Origin of the sequence: Amycolatopsis keratiniphila subsp. keratiniphila, assembly GCF_001620365.2 — a bacterium.
Taxonomy (GTDB): domain Bacteria; phylum Actinomycetota; class Actinomycetes; order Mycobacteriales; family Pseudonocardiaceae; genus Amycolatopsis; species Amycolatopsis keratiniphila.
Genome location: NZ_LQMT02000008.1, coordinates 94813 through 120898, shown reverse-complemented (window position 1 = coordinate 120898; position 26086 = coordinate 94813). Strand labels below are relative to the sequence as shown.

At 70.5% G+C, this 26086-nt stretch carries 21 protein-coding genes; 10 read left to right on the top strand and 11 right to left on the bottom strand.

All coding sequences use genetic code 11. The features are described 5' to 3' along the window. The first annotated feature begins 165 nt into the window (after window positions 1–165). The 4 genes from AVR91_RS07455 to AVR91_RS07440 are packed head-to-tail and all read left to right on the top strand — an operon-like array spanning window position 166 to window position 10892. Entirely contained in the window at window positions 166–1926 is a 1761-nt protein-coding gene (locus AVR91_RS07455) for a fatty acyl-AMP ligase (RefSeq protein WP_063274710.1), read from the top strand. Continuing rightward, a complete protein-coding gene (locus AVR91_RS07450) occupies window positions 1923–8339 on the top strand; it encodes a type I polyketide synthase (RefSeq protein ID WP_063274711.1) in 6417 nt (2138 codons plus the stop codon). Before AVR91_RS07455 ends, AVR91_RS07450 begins: the two co-directional genes overlap by 4 nt. After that, entirely contained in the window at window positions 8336–9901 is a 1566-nt protein-coding gene (locus tag AVR91_RS07445; protein WP_063274712.1) for an acyl-CoA carboxylase subunit beta, read from the top strand. Before AVR91_RS07450 ends, AVR91_RS07445 begins: the two co-directional genes overlap by 4 nt. Before the next feature lie 13 nt (window positions 9902–9914). Beyond that, entirely contained in the window at window positions 9915–10892 is a 978-nt protein-coding gene (locus AVR91_RS07440; protein ID WP_063274713.1) for an alpha/beta hydrolase, read from the top strand. 97 nt (window positions 10893–10989) lie between these two features. Here AVR91_RS07440 and AVR91_RS07435 read toward each other — a convergent pair whose 3' ends face one another. Genes AVR91_RS07435 through AVR91_RS07425 form a run of 3 tightly spaced genes read right to left on the bottom strand, consistent with a single transcriptional unit; the run spans window position 10990 to window position 12936 of the window. After that, window positions 10990–11949, bottom strand: coding sequence for a pyridoxal-phosphate dependent enzyme (locus AVR91_RS07435; protein WP_063274714.1), 960 nt, complete (start codon window positions 11947–11949; stop codon window positions 10990–10992). After that, window positions 11946–12590, bottom strand: coding sequence for a helix-turn-helix transcriptional regulator (locus AVR91_RS07430; RefSeq protein ID WP_063274715.1), 645 nt, complete (start codon window positions 12588–12590; stop codon window positions 11946–11948). Before AVR91_RS07430 ends, AVR91_RS07435 begins: the two co-directional genes overlap by 4 nt. Continuing rightward, window positions 12583–12936: a RidA family protein gene (locus tag AVR91_RS07425; RefSeq protein ID WP_063274716.1), complete on the bottom strand. Its 354-nt coding sequence runs from the start codon at window positions 12934–12936 to the stop codon at window positions 12583–12585. The genes AVR91_RS07430 and AVR91_RS07425 overlap by 8 nt, the downstream gene beginning before the upstream one ends. A 111-nt stretch (window positions 12937–13047) precedes the next feature. Between AVR91_RS07425 and AVR91_RS07420 the strand changes: the two genes are divergently transcribed. Then, window positions 13048–13785, top strand: a complete 738-nt coding sequence (locus AVR91_RS07420) for a GntR family transcriptional regulator (protein WP_083737441.1) — start codon at window positions 13048–13050, stop codon at window positions 13783–13785. Window positions 13786–13866: 81 nt separating this feature from the next. On the opposite strand, the gene AVR91_RS07415 is transcribed toward AVR91_RS07420, so the two are convergent. The 3 genes from AVR91_RS07415 to AVR91_RS07405 are packed head-to-tail and all read right to left on the bottom strand — an operon-like array spanning window position 13867 to window position 16107. Continuing rightward, complete coding sequence (locus AVR91_RS07415; RefSeq protein WP_072027493.1) at window positions 13867–14103, bottom strand: hypothetical protein; 237 nt, start codon at window positions 14101–14103, stop codon at window positions 13867–13869. Between the two features lie 31 nt (window positions 14104–14134). Then, window positions 14135–15703 carry a multicopper oxidase family protein gene (locus AVR91_RS07410; RefSeq protein ID WP_063274717.1) on the bottom strand — a complete coding sequence of 523 codons (1569 nt, stop codon included), beginning with the start codon at window positions 15701–15703 and terminating at the stop codon, window positions 14135–14137. Then, entirely contained in the window at window positions 15700–16107 is a 408-nt protein-coding gene (locus tag AVR91_RS07405; RefSeq protein WP_063274718.1) for a hypothetical protein, read from the bottom strand. The genes AVR91_RS07410 and AVR91_RS07405 overlap by 4 nt, the downstream gene beginning before the upstream one ends. A gap of 80 nt (window positions 16108–16187) precedes the next feature. Here AVR91_RS07405 and AVR91_RS07400 point away from each other — a divergent pair, with 80 nt between their 5' ends. Next, window positions 16188–17084: a LysR family transcriptional regulator gene (locus tag AVR91_RS07400; protein ID WP_063274719.1), complete on the top strand. Its 897-nt coding sequence runs from the start codon at window positions 16188–16190 to the stop codon at window positions 17082–17084. Between the two features lie 18 nt (window positions 17085–17102). Here AVR91_RS07400 and AVR91_RS07395 read toward each other — a convergent pair whose 3' ends face one another. The 3 genes from AVR91_RS07395 to AVR91_RS07385 form a co-directional block, all read right to left on the bottom strand. Next, window positions 17103–18197: a S1 family peptidase gene (locus AVR91_RS07395; RefSeq protein WP_211282660.1), complete on the bottom strand. Its 1095-nt coding sequence runs from the start codon at window positions 18195–18197 to the stop codon at window positions 17103–17105. A 389-nt stretch (window positions 18198–18586) separates the two neighbouring features. Beyond that, on the bottom strand, window positions 18587–19729 hold the full coding sequence (locus tag AVR91_RS07390) for an SGNH/GDSL hydrolase family protein (protein WP_143253920.1): 1143 nt from the start codon (window positions 19727–19729) through the stop codon (window positions 18587–18589). Between the two features lie 8 nt (window positions 19730–19737). Further along, window positions 19738–20310: a TetR/AcrR family transcriptional regulator gene (locus AVR91_RS07385; protein WP_063274722.1), complete on the bottom strand. Its 573-nt coding sequence runs from the start codon at window positions 20308–20310 to the stop codon at window positions 19738–19740. Between the two features lie 121 nt (window positions 20311–20431). Here AVR91_RS07385 and AVR91_RS07380 point away from each other — a divergent pair, with 121 nt between their 5' ends. Continuing rightward, window positions 20432–21280 (top strand): hypothetical protein, encoded by an 849-nt coding sequence (locus AVR91_RS07380; RefSeq protein ID WP_063274723.1) that lies wholly within the window; start codon window positions 20432–20434, stop codon window positions 21278–21280. A gap of 25 nt (window positions 21281–21305) precedes the next feature. Next, window positions 21306–22301 carry a hypothetical protein gene (locus AVR91_RS07375; protein WP_063274724.1) on the top strand — a complete coding sequence of 332 codons (996 nt, stop codon included), beginning with the start codon at window positions 21306–21308 and terminating at the stop codon, window positions 22299–22301. An 8-nt stretch (window positions 22302–22309) separates the two neighbouring features. On the opposite strand, the gene AVR91_RS07370 is transcribed toward AVR91_RS07375, so the two are convergent. Together AVR91_RS07370 and AVR91_RS07365 are read right to left on the bottom strand one after the other, a co-directional pair. Further along, window positions 22310–22726 carry a Dabb family protein gene (locus AVR91_RS07370; RefSeq protein WP_037336691.1) on the bottom strand — a complete coding sequence of 139 codons (417 nt, stop codon included), beginning with the start codon at window positions 22724–22726 and terminating at the stop codon, window positions 22310–22312. Further along, window positions 22723–23889 carry an MFS transporter gene (locus AVR91_RS07365; protein ID WP_063274725.1) on the bottom strand — a complete coding sequence of 389 codons (1167 nt, stop codon included), beginning with the start codon at window positions 23887–23889 and terminating at the stop codon, window positions 22723–22725. Before AVR91_RS07365 ends, AVR91_RS07370 begins: the two co-directional genes overlap by 4 nt. An 82-nt stretch (window positions 23890–23971) precedes the next feature. On the opposite strand from AVR91_RS07365, the gene AVR91_RS07360 reads away from it, so the two are divergent. Together AVR91_RS07360 and AVR91_RS07355 are read left to right on the top strand one after the other, a co-directional pair. Further along, window positions 23972–25312 (top strand): FAD-binding protein, encoded by a 1341-nt coding sequence (locus tag AVR91_RS07360; RefSeq protein WP_063274726.1) that lies wholly within the window; start codon window positions 23972–23974, stop codon window positions 25310–25312. 9 nt (window positions 25313–25321) lie between these two features. After that, window positions 25322–26071 carry an EI24 domain-containing protein gene (locus AVR91_RS07355; RefSeq protein WP_063274727.1) on the top strand — a complete coding sequence of 250 codons (750 nt, stop codon included), beginning with the start codon at window positions 25322–25324 and terminating at the stop codon, window positions 26069–26071. The last annotated feature ends 15 nt before the right edge of the window (window positions 26072–26086 follow it).

Below are 26086 nucleotides of genomic sequence, written 5' to 3'. Positions count from 1 at the left end.
CGTCCGCGCGGGCACCGGCGTTCCATCATCCTTTCATTGACACCCTTCCCGGGACGTCCATACAGTTCCGGGCAGACAAAGAACGGTCTCCGGAATGGAATCCGCTTTCGGCAACGGCGCCGTTCCGAATTCACCCGCTCCTGCTCACGTCCTTAACGAGGGGCCATGGAAACCATTTCGGAAACGGTCGTCGCCGCCCGCGGCACGGACGACACACCCGGTGGGGAATCGTTCGCGACGCTGCTGAGGTACTGGGCGTGGCGGCTCGGCGACGAGGTCGCGGTGACCTACCTCGACCATCGCGCCGGAGCGGACGGCCGCGCGATCAACCTCTCCTGGCGTGAACTCGACGAGCGCGTCGATCACCTCGCCACCCGGCTGACCGCGTTCACCGGCGCCGGTGACCGGGCCGCGATCCTGGCACGGCAGTCCGTGGACTACGTCGTCGCCTTCCTCGGCGCGATCCGCGCCGGGCTGGTCGCGGTCCCGCTGTTCGCCCCGGATCTCCCCGGGCACGCGGGCAGGCTGGCCGCCGTGCTCGCCGACTGCGCGCCGAAGGTCGTGCTCACCACCACCGACGGACTCGACGCCGCCGCCGGTTTCCTCGCCTCGACGGCGATCGAGCGCCCCGCCGTGCTCGCCGTCGACACCACAGCTCCGGTCGCGGCCGGTGACCGCTCCTGGCCGCGACCGGAACCGGACGGACTGGCGTATCTGCAGTACACGTCCGGTTCCACGAGGACGCCGGCGGGCGTGATGCTGACCCATCGCAACGCGCTCACCAACGCCCGGCAGGCGTGCGACGCCTACGCGATCGAAACCGGGACGACGTCCACCGTCAGCTGGCTGCCGCTCTTCCACGACATGGGCCTGATCCTCGGGATCGGCGCGCCGATGGCGGCGGGCGCGTCGTCGGTCCTGATGGATCCGCTCGCCTTCCTCGAACGTCCGTCGCGCTGGCTGCGCGCGCTCTCGGCCAGCCCCGGCGCGATCAGCGCGGCACCCAATTTCGCCTACGCCTACAGCGCTTCCCGGGTGACCGAGGCCGAGAAGAGCTACCTCGAACTGAGCCGGGTCGTCTCGCTGATCAACGGCAGCGAGCCGGTCCTCCCGTCGACGATCGCGAAATTCCACGGCGCCTTCGAGGAATGCGGGCTGCGCCCGGAGGTGCACCGGTCGTCGTACGGGCTGGCCGAAGCCACCGTGCTCGTGTCCGTCACCGAGGCGGGCAAGGCGCCGCGAGAGGTCGCCTTCGATCGCGAACAGCTCGCCGCGGGGCTGGCGACGCCCGCGCTTCCCGGCGCGGTGTCCACCACGCTCGTCTCGTGCGGATTCCCGGCGGGCCAACGGGTCCGCATCGCCGATCCGGTCACCGGCGCGCTGGTCGAACCCGGCAGGGTGGGGGAGATCCAGGTCAACGGCCCGAACGTCGGAGTGGGGTACTGGGGGCGACCCGCCGCGTCCGACGGCGTCTTCGGCCTGCCTCCGATCGACCCGGAGTCCGGCGCGGGCTGGCTCGCGACCGGGGACCTCGGCGTGCGCTACGACGGCGAACTGTTCATGACCGGCAGGCTCAAGGATCTCGTCATCGTCGACGGCCGCAACCACTATCCGCAGGACATCGAGCAGACCGTGGAGACCCATCCCGCCGTCCGGCCGCATTCCGCCGCGGCGTTCGCGATCGAGCGTGAAGACGGCGAGGCGGCGGTCGTACTGGCGGAGCGCGCCAAGGGCAGCGAGGCCGACCTCGTCGTCGCGGCCGGCGAGATCCGGAGGACGGTCTCGGCCGCGCACGGCCTGCGGGCGTACGACGTCGTCTTCCTCTCCCCGGGAGAGATCCCGCGCACCTCCAGCGGCAAGATCAGCCGGGCGCTGTGCCGGAAGTCCTATCTGGACGGATCGCTGACCGCGCGGCGGCTCGGGTGACCGGCCGGATCCGCGCCTGGCTCATCGCACGGGTGGCCGAGCGGACCGGCACGCCCGCCGGTCAGATCGACCCGGACCGGCCACTGTACGAGAACGGCCTTTCCTCCCGCGAGTCGATGGAACTGGCGGCGGAGCTGGGCAGGCATCTCGGCCGCCCGCTGCCGCCGACGCTGGTGTGGCAGTACCCGACGATCACCGCGCTCGCCGCCCGTCTGTCCACAGTGGAGGAGTCCGCGGTCGTCGAAGGCGAAGGCCGCGAGGAGGAACCGATCGCGATCGTCGGCATCGGCTGTCGTCTGCCGGGCGGAGCGGACTCCCCGGAGCGGTACTGGCGGCTCCTGGACGCCGGACGCGACGGCATCCGCGAGGTTCCGGAGGATCGCTGGGAGACCCCCGCCCGCGGCGGGTTCCTCGGTGACATAGCCGGTTTCGACGCCGAATTCTTCGGCATCACCCCGGCTGAGGCCGAGACGATGGATCCCCAGCAGCGGATGCTGCTCGAAGTCGCGTGGGCGGCGCTGGAACACGCCGGGATCCCGCCGTCCACGTTGCGCGGAAGCCGGACCGGGGTGTTCGTCGGGCTTTCGGCGGGCGAGTACGGCCACCTGACGATGGCCGATCCCGCCGCCGTCGACGTCTGGTCCGCCACCGGCGCCGCGACGAGCATCGCCGCGAACCGCCTGTCGTACCTGTTCGACCTGCGCGGCCCCAGCCTCACCCTCGACACCGCGTGCTCGTCTTCGCTGGTCGCGGTGCACCAGGCGGTGCAGAGCCTCCGCCGCGGCGAATGCGGTACGGCGCTCGCCGCCGGGGTGAACCTGCTGCTCTCGCCCGCGGTCACCGCCTCCTTCGAGCGAGCCGGGGTGCTGGCGCCGGACGGGCACTGCAAACCGTTCGACGCCGCCGCCGACGGCATCGCCCGCGGCGAGGGCTGCGGGGTGATCGTGCTGAGACCGCTGAAGGCCGCTCGCCGCGCGGGTGACCGGGTGCTCGCGGTGATCCGCGGCAGCGCGGTCAATTCCGACGGCCGGTCGAACGGTCTCGTGGCGCCCAGCCCCGGTGCGCAGGCGGACCTGTTGCGGGACGCGTACGCGGCGGCGGGCGTCGAACCGTCCTCTGTGGACTACGTGGAGGCGCACGGGACCGGGACCGAGGTGGGCGACCCGATCGAGGCGGGGGCGCTCGGCGAGGTGCTGGGAGCCTGCCGCGAACCCGGCCGCCCGCTGCTGATCGGCTCGGTGAAGGGGAACCTGGGCCATCTGGAAGGCGCGGCGGGGATGGCCGGGCTGATCAAGGTCGTCCTCGCGATGGTCCACCGGCGGCTGCCGCCGACCCCGCATCATCACGAACCCAGCCCGCATATCGACTTCGCCGGTCTCCGCCTTCGCGTGGTCGGGACCGGGACGGACTGGCCGCGCTACTCCGACGTCGTGCGGGCCGGGGTCTCCGCGTTCGGATTCGGCGGTACCAACGCCCACGTCGTCCTCGAAGAGTGGCCTGCCGCGTCGTTCGCCGCCCGGGGGAAGGAAACCGAGAGGGCGCACGTGTTCGCGCTGTCCGCTCGTTCGGCCGAGGTGCTCCGGGCGCGGGCGGCCGATCTGGCGGACTGGCTCGAAGATCCCGCGCACCGATCGGTCTCGCTGGACACGGTCGCCGCGACGCTGGCCAGGAGCCGGGACCACCTGCCCGTCCGTGGCGCGGTCGTCGCGGAGGGACGCGACCGGGTGGCCGCCGCCTTGCGTGCGATGGCCGCCGGGCGCGAGAGTGTCGACGTCGTCCTCGGTGAGGCCGCGCCGGTGTCCGACGTCGTGTTCGTCTTCTCCGGTTACGGCTCCCAGTGGCCCGAAATGGGTCGCGTCCTGCTGGGCACCGAGCCCGCGTTCCGGGCCGAGGTGGAGGCACTCGATCCGGTGTTCCGGGCCGAAGCCGGATTCTCCCTGCGCGCGGTGTTCGACGGCGACCACGACCCGCCGGACCTCGGCGCGACGCAACTCGCGTTGTTCGGCATGCAGCTCGCCCTCGCCGGGCTCTGGCGTGCGCATGGTGTCGTCCCGGCCGCGGTGCTCGGGCATTCGATGGGCGAGGTCGCGGCCGCCGTCGTCGCCGGTGCGCTGGACGTCGCCGAGGGCCTGCGCGTGATGGCCACCCGCGCCCGGCTGCTGGCCGAGGTCGACGCCTCCGGCGACGGCGCGATGGCGGTGGTCGAACTGTCGCCGGCCGAACTCGCCGATCTGGAAGCGGATTTCCCCGGGATCACCGTCGCGGTCTACGCCTCGCCGGTCCAGTGCACCGTCAGCGGCGGAGCCGAGCAGGTCGAGGCGCTGGTGTCGCACGTCGAGAGCCTCGGCAGGCTGGCGAAGCGGCTGCCCGTCGGCGGCGCGGGCCATTCGGAAGCCGTCGACGCCGTTCTCGGCCGGTTCCGTGCCGAGCTCGGCGAACTGTCCCCGAGACCGGTGGAAATCCCCTGCTACAGCAGTGTTCTCGACGATCCACAATGGTCACCGGTGTTCGACGTCGACTACTGGGCGGCGAATCTGCGCCGTCCGGTGCGGTTCAGCCAGGCACTGGCGGCGGCGACCGCCGACGGATACGACGTGTTCGTCGAGATCTCGCCGCATCCCGTGGCGCTGGCCGCGATCGAGCAGAGCACCGGCGCGCTCGCCGTGCCGTCGACGAGCCGCAAGATCGACGAGCGCGTGGCGTTCCTGACCACGCTCGCCCGGCTCCACACCCTCGGGCTGCCCGTCGTGCTCGACGACGGTGGGCCCCGCCCGCTTCCGGTCGAGCTGCCCGGCCCGCGCTGGCGGCACCGGCGGTTCTGGCCACGGCGCCCGGCGAACCGGGCCGGGGGCACCCATCCGTTGCTGGGTGTCCACATCGAACAACCGACCGGCGGGCACCTGTGGCGTGCGGACGTCGGGACCGAGACGCTGCCCTGGCTGGCCGACCACGCGGCGATGGGGGTCCCGCTGTTCCCCGCCGCCGGATTCCTGGAACTCGCGCTCGCGGCGGCGAAATCGGTCCTGCGACCAGGCGGGCAGCTCCGCGTCGGCGGCCTCGAACTACACCGGGTCCTCCCGCTCGCCGCGCATACCGAGGTGACGACCAGCCTGAGTACCGGGCCGTCCGAAGTGGACGTCTACGCGCGGTCCGCCGACGGCGGCTGGGTCCGGCACGCCACGGCTCGCGTCCGCGACGGGAACACCGCGGTGGTGCCGTTCGGCGCGGTCGGCGACGATGCCAGGCCGATCGACCTGTACCGGCTGCTGGCCGGGATGGGGCAGGGCTACGGTCCCGCTTTCCGCGGGTTGCGCGACGTCCTGGCGGCACCCGGCCGGGCTTCGGCCTCGATCACCCTGCCCGCCGACGATCCGGCGTACGTCCTGCAGCCGGTGATCGCCGATGCCTGCCTGCACGCGCTGGCCGCGGCCGCCGGGGACGTGCTGCGCGAAACCGACGGGGTGTTCCTGCCGCTGACCTTGGGCGAGGTCGTCGTCGCCGGTGACCCACGCCGCGGTGCCCGGGTCGACGCCGTGCTCGACTCGCTCGATCCGGCCGGTGACGGCCTGGTGGGCGGTGTCCAGCTGGTCGATGCGGACGGCGTCGTCCTGGTCGAGTTCCGAGAGGTCTACTGCCGCCGGTTCCAGCGTTCGGCGTTGCCGGTGCCGATGGCGGAGCTGCTGTTCGAGACGGTCTGGCGGCAGGCCGATCTGCCGACGGCCACGCCGGGCCCGCGCCGCTGGGTCGTCCTGCACGAGGACACGCCGTGGCTGACGGCGTTGCGTGACCGGCTCGCCGGGGACGAACTGGTGACGGTCCCGCTCGGAGATCGGGCCGCGCTGGCGGAAGCACTGAGAGCCCGCGAAGTCACGGGAGTCCTGGCTTGCGCCGGGTCCGGCGAACCCGACCCGATGCGGGACGCGCGGATGGTCGCGACGCTTTCCGGTGTCGTTGCCGAACTGGTCGAACGGGCGCCGCGGTTGTGGCTCGTCAGCGCGGGCGCGTCGGCCATCGAACCCGGCGAGCGCGGAGACCCCGGCCAGGCCTGGCTGCGCGGGCTGGTCCGCGTTCTCGCCTTCGAACATCCCGAACTGCGCGCGAGCCAGGTCGACTTCGACGCCGAGCCGGATCCCGCTCTGCTCTGGGTCGCCAAGCTGGCGGCGGAACTCCGCGCGGACGCGCCGGACGACGAGATCGCCTGGCGTGAGGGCGTCCGGTACACCCGGGTGCTGGCCCGGCCGGAACTCGGCGACCCACGCCGCGAAACCGTTGTGCGCGAAGGTTCCTACGTGATCACCGGTGGTCTCGGCGGCCTCGGCCTGGTCGCCGCGGACTGGCTGGCCGGACGCGGCGCGACCAGGCTCGTCCTCTCCGGACGGCGTGGCGCGAGCCCCGCCGTCGAACCGCTGCTGGCGGATTTGCGTGACCAGGGCGTCGACGTCCGCGTGGTGGCGGGTGACATCGCGGCACCAGGGACGGCCGAGGCGTTGGTCGCGGCGGCGACCGATGGTGGATTGCCGTTGCGTGGCGTGCTGCACGCGGCCGGTGTGCTGTCCGACGGTGCCGCCGCCGGCCTCGACGAGGACGCCGTCGAGGCCGTCTGGCGCGCGAAAGCGCTGGGGGCATGGCGTTTGCACGAAGCGACGGCCGGGCACGAACCCGACTGGTGGCTGACGTACTCGTCGGCGGCCGCACTCTTCGGATCGCCGGGACAGGCCGCCTACGCCACCGCGAACGCGTGGGTGGACGCGCTCGTCACGTGGCGCCGGGCCGCCGGATTGCCGGCCGCGACCATCGGCTGGGGTGCTTGGGGCGAGGCCGGAGCGGTCGTCGGCAACCGCAACCCCGTCCTCGAACCGCTCGGTACGGAGGAGGCGCTGGCAGCGCTGGACGCCGTATTGCGACGCGACCGCGCCTCGACCGGGATCGCCCGCGTCGACGCCGGGACCGTCCTGGCCCTTTTCCCGCGACTGGCCGGACGGCCCTTCTTCGAAATCCTGGTTCCGGGGGACGAACCGGTCACCGGACCGTCCACTTGGGACGGACTGGACGCGCTGCGGGCGGTCCTGCCCGAGGCGGCCCGCGAGATGCTGGCGGACTATCTGGCCGGGCTCGTCGCCGGCATGCTCGGCCTCGCCGCGGACGAGATCGACCGGAACGCGCCGCTCACCCGGCTCGGCCTGGATTCGCTCACCGCCATGCGTGCCAGGGGAGTCGTGGAACGCGACTTCGGCCTGCCACTGCCGATCCCGCTGCTGTTGCGTGGTGCGAGCCTCGGCGAACTCGCCGACCATCTCGCGGAACAGGCCGGGTTCCGCGAGGCGGATCCACGGCCCGCCTCGCCGGGTGCGGCCGTCGGGCCACGTGATCCGGCCGAACGCTGGATCGCCCGGCACTGGCAGGCGGAACTCGGCGGCGCGGAACCCGGCGTCCACGACGACTTCTTCGCCGTCGGCGGGGACGCCGAAGCGGCCGAGCGGCTGCGCGTCGTTTTCGCCGGGCAGCTCGGAGCGGTCCCTGACGGCCTGTTCGCGACGCCGACGATCGCCGCGATGGCCGATCTGCTGCGCGACGCGATCGAGGGACGCGGAGGCTGCCCGGTCCGGCCGTTGCGCAAGGGCGGCTCGGGTCCGGTGTTCCTGTTCCATCCGGCGGGCGGTCCGACGAGCGTCTACGAAGGGCTCGTCCGCCTGCTGCCGGAGGGCAGGCCCGTCTACGGTCTCGAACGGATCGACGAAGAGGACACGGTCGAGGACAAGGCCGAGTGCTATCTCGAGCTGATCAGGGAAATCCAGCCGCAAGGCCCGTACCGGCTGGGTGGCTGGTCGTTCGGGGGCTGCCTCGCCTACGAGACCGCCCGGCGGCTGACGGCGGCGGGGGAGCGGGTCGATCTCGTGTTCATGATCGACAGCATCCTGCCGCTGCCCGCGCCGGGGAAGCCGGCGCACGAGATCCTGCTGGACCGGTTCGACCGCTTCGCCGAACACGTCGAGCGGACCTACGGCGTCCCGTTGGACATCCCGCGCGAGGATCTCGTGCGGCTCGGCGACGACGAACAGATCCGGTTGGTGATCGGTAAGCTGGCCGAACAGGTGCCCGGGATGGGGCACGGCGTGCTGCGGCATCAGTACGAGTCCTATGTGGACGCACGGGTGGCGGAACGGTACGAGCCGGGACCGTACGCCGGGCCGGTGCTGCTGATGCGCGCGCAGGAGCCGCATCCGCTGACCACCACCCTCGACCCGCGGTACCTGCGCACCGACGAAGCCCTCGGCTGGGACGCCTTCTGCGCGGATCTGGAGGTCGTCCGGGTGCCGGGCGATCACCTGTCGATGATCGACCCGCCGCATGTCGAGGTGGTCGCCGCCGCGCTCGCGGCCCGGCTGGGGGCACCCAAGGCGGCGCGGCCATGACCGACACGACGGCGTTCCGGATCGCCGACCTCGCCGCCCGCCAGGAAGATCTCCGGATCGCCGAGAAACGAGCCGTCGACCGGCAGCACGCCAAGGGCAAACTGACCGCGCGCGAACGCGTTGAACTGTTGCTGGATCAGGATTCCTTCGTCGAGCTCGACCAGTTCGCCCGGCACCGGTGCACCGAGTTCGGGATGGACGCCAACCGGCCGTACGGCGACGGCGTGGTGACCGGGCACGGCACCGTCGACGGCAGGCAGGTCTGTGTGTTCTCCCAGGACTTCACCGTGTTCGGCGGCAGCATGGGCGAGGTCTTCGGCGAGAAGGTCCTCAAGGTGATGGACCTGGCGATGACGCTGGGCTGTCCGGTGGTCGGCATCAACGATTCCGGCGGCGCCCGGATCCAGGAGGGCGTCGTCTCGCTGGCCTATTACGCCGAGCTCGGCAGGCGCAACGCGCTCGCGTCCGGTGTCATCCCACAGATCTCGCTGATCATGGGACCGTGCGCGGGCGGGGCGGTGTACTCGCCGGCGATCACCGACTTCACCGTGATGGTGGACGAGACCGCGCATATGTTCGTCACCGGCCCGGACGTCGTGCACGCCGTCAGCGGCGAGCGGGTCTCCGCCCAGCGGCTCGGCGGCGCCGCGGTGAACAGCGAGGTCTCCGGGAACGCCCACCACCGGGCCACCGACGAGCACGACGCCATCGACTGGGTGCAGACCTTGCTCGGGTATCTGCCGTCCAACAACCTCGACCCCGCCCCGGAATACGCCGACGAGACCGCTCCCGAGCTCACCGCGACCGATCTCGAACTCGACCGGCTGGTGCCCGACTCGCTGAACCAGGCCTACGACATGACCGAGGTGATCTCGCGGCTCGTCGACGACGGCGAGTTCACCGAGATCCACAGCGCCTTCGCGCCGAACATGATCTGCGCGTTCGGCCGGATACGGGGCCGGACGGTCGGAGTCGTGGCGAACCAGCCGCTCCATCAGGCAGGCGTGATCGACATCGACGCCTCGGAGAAGGCGGCGCGCTTCGTCCGGTTCTGCGATGCTTTCGGCATCCCGATCCTCACCCTCGCCGACGTCCCCGGCTATCTGCCGGGTGAGGCGCAGGAACGGCACGGGATCATCCGGCGCGGCGCCAAACTGATCTACGCCTACGCCGAGGCGACCGTGCCGAAGGTGACCGTGGTGATCCGCAAGGCCTACGGCGGCGGCTACGCGGTGATGGGTTCGAAACACCTCGGCGCGGACGTCAACCTGGCGTGGCCCACCGCCGAGATCGCGGTGATGGGCGCCGAGGGCGCGGTGCGGGTGCTGCACCGGCACGAACTCGCCGCACTGCCACCGGAACAGCGGACCGTCGAACGGAAACGGCTGACCGAGGCGTACCGCGAACGGCACTCGAACCCTTACTTGGCGGCGGAACGCGGCTACGTCGACCAGGTCATCGCGCCGTCGCAGACCCGCCTTCAGGTGGCGAGGGCCCTGCACGCGCTGCGGACCAAACGGCAGACCCTCCCGGCCAAGAAGCACGGAAACATCCCGTTGTGAGCGAGGAGAAGTGATGAAGCGAACCCGGCGGTGGGGTCTGCTGGCGCTGGCCATGGTGGCTCTGCTCGGAAGCCCGATCCCGGCGAGCGCGGCGCCCGCGCCGGTCTCCGCCGACAACGGGGCGAAGGTCGTCGAGGAGACCTGGCTGGACGCGCGCACGGTCGATCTCAAGATCAGTTCGCCCGCGCTCGGCACCACCGGCATGGTCCGCCTGCTGGTGCCGGCCGGCTGGGCCGCGCAACCCACGCGGACCTGGCCGACGCTGTACCTGCTGCACGGCTGCTGCGAACCGGTCGACTACCGCTCGTGGGACCAGTTCACCGACGTCAAGGCGTTCACCGCGGACAAGGACGCCCTCGTCGTCATGCCGACGGGCGGCCCGGCCGGCATGTACACGAAGTGGTGGAACTTCGGGCTCAGGAGCACTCCCGACTGGGACACCTTCCACACCCTGGAGGTGCGGCAGATCGTCGAACGCGGTTACCGGGCGGGCACGCGCCGGGCGGTCGCGGGGTTGTCGATCGGCGGCTACGGCGCGCTCGCGTATTCGTACAAGCACAAGGGGATGTTCGCCGCCGCGGCGTCCTACAGCGGGGTGCCGAACACCCTCAACCAGGGCGCCCCGCTGTTCATCCAGGGGATCCTGGCCCGCGCGGGGATCTTCAACTACCTGGAGCTCTGGGGCGACAGCTGGGGGATGCGCCCGATCTGGACGGCGAACAACCCGTACGACAACATCGACGGCCTGCGCGGCACGGCGCTCTACATCTCGTGCGGGAACGGCAAGACCGGCCCGCTCGACCCGCCCGGCCAGTCCGACATCTTCGAACCGCAGGCGCTGGCTTCGTCGGTGACCTTCACGGATCGGTTGAAGGCCAAGGGGATTCCGGCGACCGTCGACTACTACGGCGACGGTACGCACAGCTGGCCGTACTGGCAGCGGGCGCTGCGGAACTCCTGGCCGGTGCTGGCGGGCGGGCTCGGCCTGTGACAGCCGCCGAACTCGCGTGATCAGATGCGGCCCTCGCCGAGGCGTTGCGAAAGCCACTTTCGCAACCTTCAACGTTGCGAAAGTGGCTTTCGCAACGTCAGCCGGCGATCAGTTCGGCGAAGCGTTCCGGGCTGACGTTCCCGCCGCTGATGATCACCCCGACCCGGCCCGACACGGGAATCCGACCGCTGAGCAGCGCGGCGAGACCGGTCGCCCCGCTCGGCTCGATGACGAGCTTCAGCCGTTCGAACGCGAACCGCATCGCGTCCCGGACCTGCTCGTCGGTGACCAGCGCGATGTCGTCCACGAGCCGCCGGTTGATCGAGAAAGTCAGTTCGCCGGGGATCTCGGCGGCCTGGCCGTCGGCGATGGTCCGCGGCACCGGGATAGACACGCGTTCCCCCGCCTCCAGCGAGCGTTTGGTGTCGTCACCCGCGGCGGGTTCGACGCCGACCACCCGGATACCGGGCCGCACGGCCTTCGCGGCGGTCGAGCTGCCCGCGATCAGGCCGCCACCGCCGACCGGGACGACGAGCGTGTCGAGGGATTCGGTGTGCTCCAGCAGTTCCAGCGCCGCCGTGCCCTGTCCCGCGATCACGTGCGGGTGCTCGTAGGGCGGGATGAGTGCGAGACCGCGGTCGGCCGCCAGCGCCTCGCCGATGGCGACGCGGTCGCCGGTGTACCGGTCGTAGGTGACGATCTCGGCGCCGTAGCCCGCAGTGGCGTCCTTTTTGGACTGCGGGGTGTCCTCCGGGATCAGGATGACCGCGCTGCTGCCGAGTTCGCGCGCGGCGAGCGCGACGGCCTGCGCGTGGTTGCCCGAGGAGTACGCGGCGATGCCCTTGGCCAGCTGCTCCGGCGAAAGCCGGGACGCGGCGTTGTACGCGCCACGGAACTTGAAGGCCCCGACGCGCTGGAGGTTTTCGCATTTGATGAAGACCTCGCCGCCGACGAGCTCGTCGAGGGTGCGGGAACGCACGACCGGGGTCCGGTGCGCGACCCCGGCCAGCCGGGCGGCCGCGTCGCGGATGTCGTCGATGGTCACGGGGGCGGTCATGATGCTCCTTGTTCACGGATTTCGGCGAGATAGTTGTAGGCGGAGGCGCGGGAGATCCCGATCCGCGCCGCGACCTGGGGTACGGCCCGCCGCACGGCGAACACTCCACGTGCGTGCAGGCTGCGGAACAGATCGAGACGTTCTTCGCGGCTGAGGGCGGTCCACGGTTTGTTCAGCCGGAGTTGATGCTCGTCGACGATCGCGTCCACCACGGCGTCGACGTCGTCGCCGAAGGTGGTGGTCGGCGTTTCGGCCGCGGTGCCGACATCGGCGAGTTCGCCGACGAGGGTTCGCAGCTGACTCAGAGCGGTGACGTCGAGGTTCACGCACAGCGCGCCGAACACCGAGCCGCCGCTGTCGCGCAGCAGCATGGTCGAAGACTTCACGAGCTTCCCGGACGCCGTCCGCGTGACGTAGTTCAGCTGGTCTTCGGCGTCGTCGCCGCGGGCGAGCAGGCCCATGCCGATCTCGCTCATCGAGCCGCCCACGGTGCGGTCGGTGACCGAGCCGGCGATCGCGACCACCGACTTCTCGGGGCGGCGGAAGTCGTGCACCACGACCTCGCAGAACGAGCCGAGCGTCGCCGCGATGCCGTCGGCGACCGGGGCGAGCGCGTCGAGGATCGCGTCCTGCTCAGACATCGCGTACTCGGGCGAGGGCCTCGACTTCGACGACACCGCCGTAAGGCAGGGAAGCGACCCCGACACAGGTACGGGCGGGCCTGGGCTCGGAGAAGAACTCCTCGTAGACCCGGTTGAGGCCGTCGCGGTCGGCGATGTCGGTCAGGTAGACGACGACCTTCACCACGTCCGCGCGGGTCGCGCCCACCGAGCGCAGCGCGGCATCGAGGTTGGCGAAGGCCTGCGGGCATTCGGCGTCGAATCCGCCGGGTACCAGCGCCCCGGTCTCGGTCACGCCGAGTCGTCCGGACACGGAAACCAGGTCGCCGCTGCGGAAGGCGGGCGGATACGGATGCTCGTTGGTCACGAGACCGACTGTATAAGCGCTGGACGGATTGTCCAACCGATTAAGAAGTGACCTATCGCTCATGCCCGCCGACGGTGATTGATATACCGTATACAGACAGGGAGGGGGTCGATGGCCATGAGTTCCGTGCAGGACGAGGACGGCCGGATCGTCGCACCGCCGAGCATGGCCGACCTGGCCACCCGGGCGCTGCGCGCGATGATATTTTCCGGCGAACTCCCGCCCGGCACGCGTTTGGTCGAGGCCAAGCTCACCGAGCGGCTCGGAGTTTCCCGGCCGCCGCTGCGGGAAGCGTTGCAGGTCTTGGCCTTCGAGGGACTCGTAGTGCCCCATCCGCGGCGCGGCGTCATCGTCCGCTCGCTGACCCGCCACGACGTCTACGAAATCGTCACCCTGCGCGAAGAACTCGAAGCCTTCGCCGTCCGGACCGGGATCCCGGTCCGCTCGCCGGAGCGGTTGCAAGCCTGCCGGGCCGCCCTCGCGGCATTCGAACAGGCGGGCCGCGACGGCGACGAAGGTGTGTTCACGCAACGAAAGTACGACTTCCATCAGTCGATCGTCGCGCTGGCCGGGCACGAGCGGGTCACCGAGGCCTACCGCGCGCTTTCCCTGCAGATGCAGCTGTGCATGGCCCTCAACCGCAGCGCCCGCCGCGATGGCGAATCGTTGATGCAGAACGTCGATCGGCACCGCGAGCTGCTCACGATCATCGAGGGCGGCGACCCGGACGCGGTGTTGCGGGCGCTGGCCGATCACGGTCACGGCAGCTTCCTCGACGCGGTGGTGGACCAGCTCGACGGCGGCACCCCCGATTCGGAACGCTGGCTGGCCGAACGCCGGAGCCGGTAGCAGAACGGTGCGGGTGGTCGTGAGTGGCGTTTCGGGTTCTAACCCGAAACGCCACTCACGACCACATGGGCCGCCTCAGCCTCAGCCGGGCAGAATGAAGAGCAGCCAGGTCGCGATCGGCGCGATCGCGCACATGCTGAATCCCCAGATCATCAAGCCCCGGAACACTTTGTCGTTCTGCCCGGCGGGCGCGTTGGCCACGACCAGCGCGCCGCTGGTGGAGAACGGCGACGAGGCGTGGGTGACCCACTGGTGCGGCGTGAGCGAAGGCGTGACTCGCGTGATCAGGGACGTGACTCGCGTGATTGGAGGCCGCACTCACGAGCGGGGAACCTGCCGGCCCGGCGTCTCAAACCACCTCGAAGTTCGCCATCATCGCCATGTCCTCGTGTTCGGCGTTGTGGCAATGGAAGACGTACCGGCCTCGATAGCCGTCGAAGCGGGCGATGACCTCGGCCGACTCGCCCGGCGCCAGATCGACGGTGTCCTTGATGCCACCGTCGAACGGCCCCGGCGGCCGCCCGCCCCGCGAAAGGATCCGGAAGCCCACCAGATGCAGATGCACGGGATGGTGGATGTCGGCGACGAACCGCCAGATCTCGGTGTCGCCGAGGCGCGGGCTCGCGGACATCAGGTCCGGCGAGAACGGTTCCCCGCCGATCACCCAGCCCGCGCGACCGTGGACGGTGCCCGCACGGAACGAGAAGTCGCGCGTGGTCGTGGCCTGCTCGCGGGGGAGCGGCGGGATCTCGCTGAGCTTGGCGGGAACCCGGCTGTCGTCCGCCGCACGGCGCGCGACGACGAACCGCATGACCTGGGCGGTCGAGCCGGTGCCGAGCCGGTTCACGAGGGTGACTTCGATGCCGACCGGATAGCGGCCGAAGTCGACGACGACGTCGTACCGTTCCGCCGGGGCGACGGGGAGATGGTCGTGTGCGCGTGGCGCGTCGAGCAGGCCCTGGTCGGCGCCGATCTGCACGAAACCGCCGCCGCCGGGTGGCGGCGGGTCGAGCGCCAGGTCGTACCGCCGCGCGTTGGAGCCGTTGAGGAGACGCAGCCTGTGCCGCACGGCCGCGACTTCGTGTACCGGCCACGGCGCCCCGTTGACGAGGATCACGTCGCCGAAAACACCCTCCACATAAGCACTTTCGACTCCCGGAGTGGTCCGCAGCGACCGGTCGAGGGAGGGGTAGGCGAACTCGCCGTGCTCATCGAAGGAACGGTCGGCGATCATCAGCGGCAGTTCACGTTCCCCGGACGGGAGTCCCAGGGCGTCTTCCTCGTCGTCGCGGATCAGGTGGAATCCGGCCAGGCCCTGGTACACGGCCGGACCGGTGAAGTCCATCCGATGGTCGTGGTACCACAGCGTCGCGGCCCGTTGCCGCAGCGGGAAGACGTAGTCGCGCTCGCCGTTCGAGATCCGGGCACGGGTGTCGACCATGCCGTGTCCGGCGTGCGCGGTGCTCCAGCCCGACCGCGGCAGGACGAGATCGGTCGGGTAACCGTCGGAATCCGCGGGCGTGTACCCGCCGTGGAGGTGGACCACGGTCGGCACCGGAAGCTCGTTGCGATGGTGTGCCACCACCGTCCGGTCCCGCCGCGATTCGATCGTCGGGCCAGGGAAGATCCCGTCGTAGCCCCAGATCTGCGTCCGGACGCCGGGCAGGATCTCGGCCGTGGCCGCCCGCTGGGTGATGGTGTAGTGATCGGCGTCGGCGGTCCTTTGTGGACGCAGGACCGGCGGGATCGGCAGCGGCACCCGGAATGGTTCCGGCAAGGGGATTCCGCTGCGCAGCAGCTCACCGGTCCCCGGCGCGCCTTGCGCGAGCAAGCGGGGAGCCGCGATCCCGGCGGCGGCGAGGACACCGGCCCCGCCGGCGAGCCCGAGGAAGGTCCTGCGAGGAAGGCGGCGGCTCATCGACGCGCCCGCCAGGTCTGCGGCCGCCAGACGGCGATGGTCGTCAGGATCGCCCCGGTGACCAGCGCGACGCCGAGGGGGATGTGCAGATCGAGCGCGCCCGCCATCCCGGCGAGGTACTGCGCGGTCTCGCCCGCCGCGAGCAGCAGGCTGATCCAGAACAGCCAGCGTGGTCCGCGGGCCAGCCAGAGGACCGAAGCCGCGATGATCTGCGCGTACGCCAGATACGACACCGCGTCCGCGCCCCAGCGGTGCAGCCACAGCATGTCGTAGTCGCCGCCGAGATAGCCGCCGGCGAACACCGGCTGGCCGATGATCGCGACGGCGTGGGCGCTCACCAGCACCCGGTTCACCACCAGCGTCCCGTTCGCCTTCCGGCTCGGGCTGGTCAGGGTTTCACTCACGCGATCGAACGTAAGAGCCGAGGCCTTATGCTGTCCAAGACAAGATCGGTTATCTGTTCATAACAGGTGGGGTATCAGCAGTGGATCTTCTGGCGCTCCGGTACTTCCAGACGGTCGCCCGGCTCGAACACGTCGGCCGCGCGGCCGAGAAGCTGCGGGTCGCGCAACCTTCGCTCAGCCGGACCTTGGCCAGGCTGGAAAGCGAACTCGGCGTGCCGCTGTTCGACCGGCACGGCCGCCGGATCCGGCTCAACCGCTTCGGCACCGCGTTCCTCCGCCGCGTCGACCGGGCGCTGGCCGAACTCGACGACGCCCGTCAGGAACTCGACGACGCCGCCGGGCTGGAACGCGGCACCGTCACCGTCGCGGCTGAAAGCCTGCTCGCCCTCACAGAACCGCTTCGTACTTTCGTGCCGGGCCATCCGCTGGTGGACGTGCGGCTGTCCCAGGCGTCGGCGGCGGGGATGGCGGAGAAGCTGCGATCCGGCGACGTCGACCTGTGCATCTCGTCGCAACCGTTGGCGGGCAACGACATCCGCAGCCGCGTGCTGCTCGACGAACAGGTGTTCCTCTGTGTGCCTTCCGGGCACCGGCTCGCCGGGCGTGGCCACGTCGGCCTGGCGGACCTCGAAGGCGAGCCGTTCCTCACCACGCGCCCCGGGTACTGGCAGCGGGCGCTCGTCGAGCGCCTCTTCGCGAAGGCCGGGCTCGAACTCCACATCGTCTGCGAGGGCGACGAAGCCGCCGTGCTCTTCCAGCTCATCGACGCGGGCCTCGGTCTCGCGCTCGTGCCGTCGCTCGGACTGCGGCCGGAAACCAGCCGGACGGTGGTCTGGCTCGACGTCGACGACCCCGATTGCCGCCGCGTGCTCAGCGTCACGTGGCGCGAGGACAGCTATCTTTCGGCTGCGGCGCAACGCTTCCGCGACCACGTCGTCGAGCATTTCCAGGCACAGGCCGGGCCCCGGTCGCGGTGACCGGGGCCCGGGAAGTGCTTACGGGTTGAGCGTGACGCTGTAGGCGCTCAGCGCTTCACCGATCGGCTGGAAGTACGAAGTGCCGCTGCCCTTGCCGGAGGTGATGCCCAGCCCGACGCTGCCGGAGAACAGGCAACCGCCCGAGTCGCCGGGGTTGACCAGCGCGCTGGTCTGGATCAGCTGGTACACCGAACCTTCGGCGTAGTTCACCGTGACGTTCAGCCGCTGCACCGAACCCGAGGTGAGCCGGGTGGTGCTGCCGCTCTTGCTGATCCGCTGCCCGACGGTGGCCGAACCGGCGGAGGCGATCCGCTGGGTGGAGCCGTTCCACAGGGTGACCGCGCCCGGCGCGCTGCCGGTGGTGTTGCGGATCAGGCCGTAGTCGTTGGTCGGGAAGCTGGCGCCCTGGGACGGTCCGACGTTCCACTGCGACACCGCGCGGGTGCAGTGGCCGGCGTCGAGGATGTAGTTCTGGCCGCCGCGGTTGGTGTTGAAGCCGACCGAGCAGCGGGTGCCGCCGCCGGTGATGGCCTCGCCGTTGTAGATCGCGGTGTGCATCTCGCCGGTGGTCCGCTCCACCCGGACCCGATCACCGAGTGTTTCGGCCGCCTTCACGAGGGCCTCGGCGCCCTTCGCGGCGTCGGAGATGGTCAGCACGACCTGGTTGGCCTTGGGGTCGAGGCCGATCGAGGTGTGCGCGACCGTGGGCAACGCCTGCAGGGCGTTCTGCGCGCTCGTGAGCGCCGCGGTGGAGTGCTTGACCACGCGGGCCCGCGCGCCGGTCGCGGTCACCTGGTCGGCGGCGGCCTGGTCGAGCACGTTCACCACCGGCTTGGCGGCGTCGTCGAGGTAACCGTCGGCGGCACGGGAGCCGAGCGACGCGGTGAGCGTCTGCAGCGTTTCGACGCTGGCCGTCTGCGTCCGGAGGAACTCGACCGCGGCGGCCTGGCTGATCCCGGCTTCGGAGGCGAGGGACGTCACCGCCTCGTGCTGCACGGTGGGGGAGTAGCCCGCGATCGTGGTGGCGGTGGCCGTGGACGGGGCGAGGAAGCCGACGGCCGCGGCCGCGGCCACCAAGGTGGTGGCGGTACGGGCCAAGGGGTTTGTGCGCATACCGGTGTCTCACTTTCGCGAGGGAGGATCCAGCGCGAGGGGTGGCCGCACTGGACACAGTGGGGTCGCCGGGCACGGCCAAGGCGACCCGGCACCGGTGATCCGGTGCCGATCATGGTGATCCGGCGCCCCGGTGGCGGATACCGACTTTCGTTGGACAGGAAGAAAGATAGGTACCGGCAAACGGGGCTACCGAGGTATACGCGCACAGTAAATCGATGGGTCTCGTGAGTGGTGAGGCCGGTTCTAGCCAACGGTGTCTTGGCACCTACCGGCTTTCGGCTCACGGGCCGTGGAGATGCTGGAGGTAGGTTGCGAAAGCCACTTTCGCAACGTTGAAGGTTGCGAAAGTGGCTTTCGCAACCCCGCGGCGACGGCGTCCTTACCGCTTACGAGGCCTCGAAGGCCAGTCGGGCGAAGCGTTCCCCGATGAGCCGGTGCGTGGCCGCGTCCGGGTGGAGGTGGTCGGGCAGCGGCAGCTCGGCATGGTCCGCCTCGCCGTACAGTTCGAGACCGTCGAGATAACGCAGGTGGGGATCGTTCGCGCTCCGCTCCTTGACGATACGGGCGAGTTCGTCGCGGATCACGGTGAGCGTCAGCTTTCCCTCGGCGGTCTCCGCGGGGTCGCCGGCCGCCCTGAACCGCACCTTTCCTTCCCGCAAGGCGTCCGGGTCGAACTCGCCGGGCCCCGGTGTGTGCTCGTGGATGGGGCAGTAGAGCGGCGAGACGACCAGCAACGGCGTGGCGGGATGGCCTTCCCTGATGGTGTCGAGGAAACCGTGCACCGCCGGGCCGAACGCGCGCAGCCGCATCAGGTCCGCGTTGACGACGTTGATCCCGATCTTGACACTGATGAAGTCGGCCGCCGTGTCCCGCATCGCGCGGGCGGTGAACGGGTCGAGCAGCGCGCTGCCGCCGAAGCCGAGATTGACCAGTTCCTTTCCGGCGATGGCCGCGGCCGTGGCGGGCCAGATCCCGGTCGGGGTCGCCGCGTTGGAGCCTTGGCTGATGGAACTGCCGTGGTGCAGCCAGGTCTCGCGTCCGGACGACTGGACACTGTGGACGGACGCGTCGGTGCGCAAGGCGACGAGCCGCGTCGTCTCGTTGTGCGGCAGCCAGATCTCGACGTTCTTCTCGTGCCCGGGCAGGCCGTCGAACCGCAGGGTCCGGACGGGACCGGGCTGGTGCCGCGCGGTGCCGGTGGCCAGGTCGACGGTGATCGTGTCGCCTTCGGTCACACGGGCCCGCCCGGCGAGCCGTCCGTCGACGAGTAGTTCGTAGACGCCATCGGGCCGGGGTGGCATGCCGGCGAAGACCCGTTTGGTGGCCAGGACATCCAGCTCGACGAGCGACGCCGCGCTGCGGAAGGCGAGCCGCACTCCGGAAGGCTGCGATTCCGCCATGGCCAGCTGACCGTCGGGGATCTGCTGCCTGGCCCGCGCGGGCAGCCGGTGGAGGAGCACGCCGCGCTCGGTGTGTTCGAGGTCCAGCGCGCCCCGGACGAGGGCGGCGGTGATCGGGGTGGTGAGCATTCTTCCGTTCATTTCGTTCGGGGCCAAGCGCGCAGCAGGACGTCGAGCGCGTCGAGGATCTCGGTCCAGCTCTCCTGCGAGCCGGGGGTGCTGTGGCTGAAGCCTCCGGCGGACTCCAGCCCGACGAAGCCGCTGAACACGCTGCCCAGCAGCCGGACCGCGTGCGTCTGGTGCGGCTCTGCCAAGTCGTAGCCGCGCAGGATCGCCCGCATCAGTTCGGCGTGGCGGACACCGGCGCTGGTGGACGCCTTCTCCGGGGCGAGCCGGAATCTCGCGGCGGTGAAGCGGCCGGGGTGTTCGAGCGCGTAGTCGCGGTGGACGTTCGCCAAGGCGATCAGCGCGTCCTTGCCGGCCAGCCCCGCCACCGCGGTGGCGGCGAGATCGGCGAGTTCGGCCAAGGCCAGCAGGGCGATCTCGGTCTTCAGTTCGTGGGCGTTCCGCACATGCGAATACAGGCTCGCCGTCTTGACGCCGCACCGCTTCGCGAGCTCGGTGGGGGTCACGTGCTCGAAGCCGATCTCGTCGGCGAGCTCCGCGCCCGCCCGGACCACGCGTTCCGTGGTCAGTCCCGCTCTCGCCATGGCAGCCACCGTACCATAGTCCATTCGGGATTTACCTAATCAGTTTAGGTAGCCGAAACCTGGGTTCGGTAGCGCCCGGCACCGCGGAAGCTGGCCGCGGACCCGAACGGAGGTGAGCGTGATGAACACGGTGGATCCGGCCAAGGCCAGGCACGACCGCATCGAGCGGCTGCGGGGTGATCGCCGTCTGCTCGCGGGCGCGATCCTGGCGTCGGCGGTCACCCTGGTCTGCGGCTTCTTCGCCGGACACGGCTTCGGTGACCTCGTCGAACAGTTCCGGACGATGGCGATCGACAGCGTTTTCGACGACCGCGGCGACGGCGCGCCGCCCTACGGCCCCCTGTGGGGAACGTTCGGTTTGCTCGGTTGTCTCGCCTCCGGCAACCTCGCGGCGGCCGCCATGAGGCGCTACCAAGGACGGTCGTCGGGACCGGCGTTCCCCGTCGTGGCGGCATTCGCGGCCAGTACGCTCGGCCTCTGGTGTTCGTCGAGGGACTGGCTTCCGCCGCTCGCCGTCGGCACCGCTGTCGACCCGGTGTTCCACGAGGACGAAAAATGGGGGCTCTGGGCGTGGTTCCTCTACTACGCCGACTGGTGGGCGCCCGCGTTCTTGTCCGCCCTGACGATGCTGGCCCTGTGGTACGCCGTCCAGGTTTCGCGACGGCACGCCGAGACGGCCCGCACCAGGGAATGGTTGCTGCGGCACGGCCGGCGGGTGCCCGCCGGAATCGTCGAGGTGAAACTGCGCCTGGCGGGTGACGAATCGGGAACCCGTGTCGCGGGCGCGAACGTGACGGTCGTGTTCACCGACGGCGCGGGGGTCCGACACTGGGTGACCCGCCGCACGAGGGACACCACGATCGTGACCGCCGAAGTGCTGTTCGACCCGGCATCACCGGCCGACGACAAGAAGATCTTCGTGGCGTTCCGGCGCCATCCCGCCCTCAGCGACTGGCTGCCCGCCCGCTGAGTCCCGACAGTCTGGAGTCACGCCCATGCCGCTCGCCCTCGTCCGCGGATTCCTCACCGGGATCATCACCGGGACGACCCTGTGCGCGTTCATCGTGGGGATCGTCATCGAGTACGTGCCGCTGATGATCGCGGGCGCCGGACTCCCCATCGCCTACGGAATCCTGCTCCACCTCGCCGGAGCGCCACGACGTGCTCGTGAGGCGAGGGTCGCGCCGGTGATCGCGCTCGCGAAGATCGAGAGCCTCCGCGCGGGCGGCACCGAGACGGGGGACATCCCGGTCTACTTCGATCTCACCGTCGCCCCCGACGGCCAGCCGACCTACCGGTTGAAGGTCACGCACAGCATCAACCTGGTGGACCTCCCGGTCTACCGGCCGGGCGACGTCCTGGTCGTGCGATACCCGCCAGGCCGGCCGTGGAAGGCGGAGGTCGTCGAGCGCCTGTCACCGGAGTGGGAGCGCCGCGTGGCCGAAGCGGCGATCGAATCCGCTCCCGAATCCAGCCTGGTGCGGGAACCGGCGGAGGGTTGCGCGTTCGGCGCGCTCGCGGTCCTCGGGTTCGTGCTCGGCGCGGCTCTCGTGCTGTTCCTGTTCCGTGTCGAGCTGTTCGCGCCGGAAGAGCCCGCCCGGGCGGAAGAAACCCAGTCCGGCACGACTACCTCCTCCTCGGGGTCGGCGACCGTGAACGTCGACAGATCCCTGCTGGGCGAAGGGGAACTGCGCCGGGCGATCGACGCGCTGGCGCGGGCCACGGACGTTTCCCAGGTGGTCACCGCGGTCGTCGAGGACCGGCGGCTGACCGTGGTCTTCGCCCCGACCGACGCCCAGGTGCCGCGGTTCGACCTCCGTGAGGCGGCGGTCGACCGCGTCCCTGCCCTGGTCGAGCGGGCGAAGGCGACCATCCACGTCGGTGAGCCGCTGACGTGGCAGGTCACGATCATCCCGTTCGGGACCGCGGTGAGCAGCCGGGTGATCGTGACCGGCCCCGATGGCAGCGGCTCACTCGCGGACGGTGGCTGAAGCCGCGGTCAGGCTCCGTGTTTTCCCGGCGCGGCACTGCCGGAGTACTCGCCGAGGCCGGAGATCAGCTCGGTGAGCTCGGCGTCGTTGTCGTAACGGCGCTGGTGCAGCTCGGCGATCTTCGCGCCCATCTCCGGATCCGGGTCGTCGGTGACGTCGAACGACGCGAACCGGTCGACCAGCGGGAGCCCGACCCGGTCGGTGTTCCGGTGCGCCGGGTGCATGAGGTACTCCCAGTACCCGTCGAGGTCTTCGATCGCGAAGACGGCACCCCATTCGTAGTCGCCGCCGAAATCACGGCCGACGACGAAGGACTTCACCGCCGGGATGACCCGGCCCTGATTCCGGAGGCTCTCCAAGGCCTCTTCGACCTGCTCCGGTGAGGCGTCGGGCCGCAGGGTGAAACGGTTGCCGTGGTAGATCATCGTGTTTCCTTTCCGTTGTTCCGATTCGAGAGAAGGGCGGCGAGTGCCGCTCCGGCAGCCAAGGCGATGCCGGACCAGGTGAACGCACCGGCGATGCCGATGCCCTGGACGAGTGGTTCGACGACGAGCGGGGACAGGAACTGGCCGAGGAAGATCCCGGTGACCAGGCCGCTGAGCACCCGCCCGCGCCGCGCGGGATCGGCGGCCTCGGCCAGGCGCAGGTTGAGGTTCGGGACGACGAAGCCGACGCCGAGCCCACCCGCGAGCAGCCCCGCCACGACCTGGGCGACGGTGCCCGCGGTACCGATCACCAGCCAGCCCACGCCCATGAGCGCGACACTGACGGTGGTGATCGCGGTGGGGCCCAGGCGCCGCCGCAGCCGGGGGAAGGCGAGCGCGCCGACGACACCGGTCAAGGTGCTCCCGGCGAACACGGCACCGACTACGACGGGCCCGCCGCCGAAGCCCTCCAACAGGAACGGCAGCTGGGTCGGCGCCATGTAGAAGACCAGCGTCACCACGAACGCCAGGACGTACACGCCGCCGATGCGAGCGGGCAGCCGGCCAGCTTCACCGGCCGCGGGGCTGTTCCGCTCCGGTTCCCGCAGGGACACGAGCGCGAAGACCGCGACGATCACCGAAACCGAGTAGATCCAGAACGGCGCATGCCAGTTCACTGTGGCCAGCAATCCGGCCAAGGGCAGGAAGACGACGCCGCCCAGGCTCGCGAAAGCCTGCTGCAGACCGAGGAAAGAGGCGCGGCGTCCGCCGGTGAACCAGTCGGTGATCAGGGTGCTGATCGCGGTCATGATCCCGCCGACGGCCAGCCCGAGCGCCGCCCGGGTGATCAGCAGCAGGTAGAGGTCGTCCACGAAGAACCCGGCCGTACCGGAAACCGCGTAGAGCCCCAGCCCCGACAAGAGCAGCGGGCGGCGTCCGACGCGGTCCGCGACGATCCCCGACAGGGGTGCGCTGATCGCGATCGCGAGTGAGGTCACGGTCAGCGCCAACCGGACGAGAAGGCCGGAACCGGGCGTATCGGCGAAGTCCTCCCGCATCGCGGGCAGGCTGGGCGCGATGATCGCCGCGGCCATGATGGTCAGCGGCGCCGCGGCCAGCACGGTGCCGCGAGCCCGCCGTGTCGGTGCCAAGGTGTTCGTCACGCCACCGAATCTCGCATCCGGCCGCCGGGGTTCGCGTCGGTGAAGATCGCCTAGATCGGCCCGCGCTCGGTAGCGTGCGGGCATGACCGACGAGATCCTGCCCGCCATCGCCGGAGAGATCCTCACCGGAGAAGCCGCCTTGTCCCTCGCCGGCGAGGACTGGGGGAAGCTGATCCACGCGAGGCCGGGCCTGGTGGTGCGGCCCGCTTCGGCGACGGATGTGGCCGTCGTGCTCAGGTTCGCAGCCGCGCGAGGTCTTCCGGTGGCCGCCCGCGGCGCCGGGCATTCGCCGTACGGGCAGGGACAGGTCGAGGGCGGCATCGTGCTGGACATGACCGCGCTGCCGCCGCGCCGGGTGGTCACCGGCGACCTGATATCGGTGGACGCCGGTGCCCGCTGGCGGGAGGTACTCGAAACGACGCTGCCGCACGGGCTGGCACCGCCGGTGCTCACCGACTATCTCGAACTGACCGTCGCGGGCACGCTGGTGGTCGGCGGGATCGGGGGAGCGACCCATCAGCACGGCACGCAGACCGATGGCGTGGTGGAACTGGAGGTCGTCACCGGCACCGGTGAGGTGCTCACCTGCTCCCGTGACACGAACGCGGACCTGTTCGACGCGGTCCTCGCCGGTCTCGGGCAATGCGGGGTGATCACCCGCGTGACGTTGCGGCTGACCCCGGCCCCGGCGCGGGCCCGCCGGTGGAAGCTCTACTACGACACGCTTCCGGCGTTCCTGGCCGATCAGCGCGCGGTGGTCCGCGACGGTCGTTTCGACTACGTGGAGGGCCAGCTGATCCCCGTCGAGGACGGCTGGCGGTACATGCTGGAGGCGGTCGCCTACCACACACCGCCCGCCGAGCCGGACGAGTCCGCGTTGCTGGACTCGCTGGATTTCGACGAGTCCGAAGACGAGGACACGACGTATTTCGACTTCCTGAACCGGATGGCCGACGGGGAGGCGGCGCTCCGAGCGATGGGGAGCTGGTTCCGTCCGCATCCGTGGCTGAACGTGTTCCTCACCGACGACACGGTCGAGCGGTTCGTCGCCGAAACCCTCGCCGCCACCGGCGAGCCCGAACTGGGCGCCACCGGGCTCATCCTCCTCTACCCGGTGCGGAACGACCGGTTGAAGACCGCGCTGTTCAGCGTGCCGCCGGGTGAGCTCTCCTGGCTCTTTTCCCCGCTGCGGGTGGGTGTTCCCGAGGATCCGCTGCACAACGCGCGCCTGCTGGAGCTCAATGTGGACCTCTACCGGAAGGCGCGCGACCTCGGCGGAAAGGTCTACCCGTCGAACGCGCTGCCGATGTCCACAGAGGACTGGCGCGCGCACTTCGGCGACGCCTGGCCGAAACTCGCCGACGCCAAGGCCCGGTACGCGCCGGGGAACCTGCTCAACCCCGGCCAGCGCCTGCACTGGTAGAAATGTCCGGTGCGGGACTTTCTCAAGGGTATCCGGATGTTCGGGCGAGGCCTCGGCATCCTGGCGCGGTCGCCGAGGCTGCTGCTGATCGGCGCGCTGCCCGCGTTGCTGACCACGGTGCTGCTGATCGGCGGGATCGTCGCGCTGGCGTTCTGGATCGACGATCTCTCGCTGCTCATCACGCCGTTCGCCGACGACTGGTCGCCGGGCTGGCAGACGACGATCCGGGTGGCGGTCGGCGTCGCGGTGTTCGGGGCGGTGCTGGCGATCGCCATGATCGGCTTCACGGCGATCACCCTCGCCGTCGGCGGGCCGTTCTACGAGCACATCGCCGAGAAGGTCGAGGACGATCTCGGCGGCGTGCCCGGCGCGGTGGACCTGTCGGGGTGGCGGTTGCTGGTGATGGGCCTGAAGGACGGCCTTGTCCTGGTGCTGCGTTCGCTGATGTTCACGATCCCGCTGCTGATCGCGGGCTTCATCCCTGTGGTGGGGCAGACCGTGGTGCCGGTCCTGCTGGCGTTGGTGACGGCGTGGTTCCTGGCGCTGGAACTGATCGCCGTGCCCTTCTACCGGCGCGGGATGGGCCTGAAGCAGCGCCGGCTGGTGCTGCGGCGGCACCGCGCGCTCGCCCTCGGGCTGGGGCTTCCCGTGTCGCTGCTGTGCCTGATCCCGTTCGCCGCGCTGATCGTGATGCCGGTCGGATTCGTCGGCGGCGTGCTCGTCGCGCGCGACGTCCTGGCGGCGCCGACAAGTCCGTGAAGGCCTCCTTGAGGG

Excerpts from the sequence above, each read along its gene's own strand:
- AVR91_RS07455 (WP_063274710.1), top strand. The coding sequence starts at position 166 with ATGGAAACCATTTCGGAAACGGTCGTCGCCGCCCGCGGCACGGACGAC.
- AVR91_RS07445 (WP_063274712.1), top strand. The coding sequence starts at position 8,336 with ATGACCGACACGACGGCGTTCCGGATCGCCGACCTCGCCGCCCGCCAG.
- AVR91_RS07440 (WP_063274713.1), top strand. The coding sequence starts at position 9,915 with ATGAAGCGAACCCGGCGGTGGGGTCTGCTGGCGCTGGCCATGGTGGCT.
- AVR91_RS07435 (WP_063274714.1), bottom strand. The coding sequence starts at position 11,949 with ATGACCGCCCCCGTGACCATCGACGACATCCGCGACGCGGCCGCCCGG.
- AVR91_RS07430 (WP_063274715.1), bottom strand. The coding sequence starts at position 12,590 with ATGTCTGAGCAGGACGCGATCCTCGACGCGCTCGCCCCGGTCGCCGAC.
- AVR91_RS07420 (WP_083737441.1), top strand. The coding sequence starts at position 13,048 with ATGGCCATGAGTTCCGTGCAGGACGAGGACGGCCGGATCGTCGCACCG.
- AVR91_RS07410 (WP_063274717.1), bottom strand. The coding sequence starts at position 15,703 with ATGAGCCGCCGCCTTCCTCGCAGGACCTTCCTCGGGCTCGCCGGCGGG.
- AVR91_RS07395 (WP_211282660.1), bottom strand. The coding sequence starts at position 18,197 with ATGCGCACAAACCCCTTGGCCCGTACCGCCACCACCTTGGTGGCCGCG.
- AVR91_RS07390 (WP_143253920.1), bottom strand. The coding sequence starts at position 19,729 with ATGCTCACCACCCCGATCACCGCCGCCCTCGTCCGGGGCGCGCTGGAC.
- AVR91_RS07385 (WP_063274722.1), bottom strand. The coding sequence starts at position 20,310 with ATGGCGAGAGCGGGACTGACCACGGAACGCGTGGTCCGGGCGGGCGCG.
- AVR91_RS07380 (WP_063274723.1), top strand. The coding sequence starts at position 20,432 with ATGAACACGGTGGATCCGGCCAAGGCCAGGCACGACCGCATCGAGCGG.
- AVR91_RS07375 (WP_063274724.1), top strand. The coding sequence starts at position 21,306 with ATGCCGCTCGCCCTCGTCCGCGGATTCCTCACCGGGATCATCACCGGG.
- AVR91_RS07370 (WP_037336691.1), bottom strand. The coding sequence starts at position 22,726 with ATGATCTACCACGGCAACCGTTTCACCCTGCGGCCCGACGCCTCACCG.
- AVR91_RS07360 (WP_063274726.1), top strand. The coding sequence starts at position 23,972 with ATGACCGACGAGATCCTGCCCGCCATCGCCGGAGAGATCCTCACCGGA.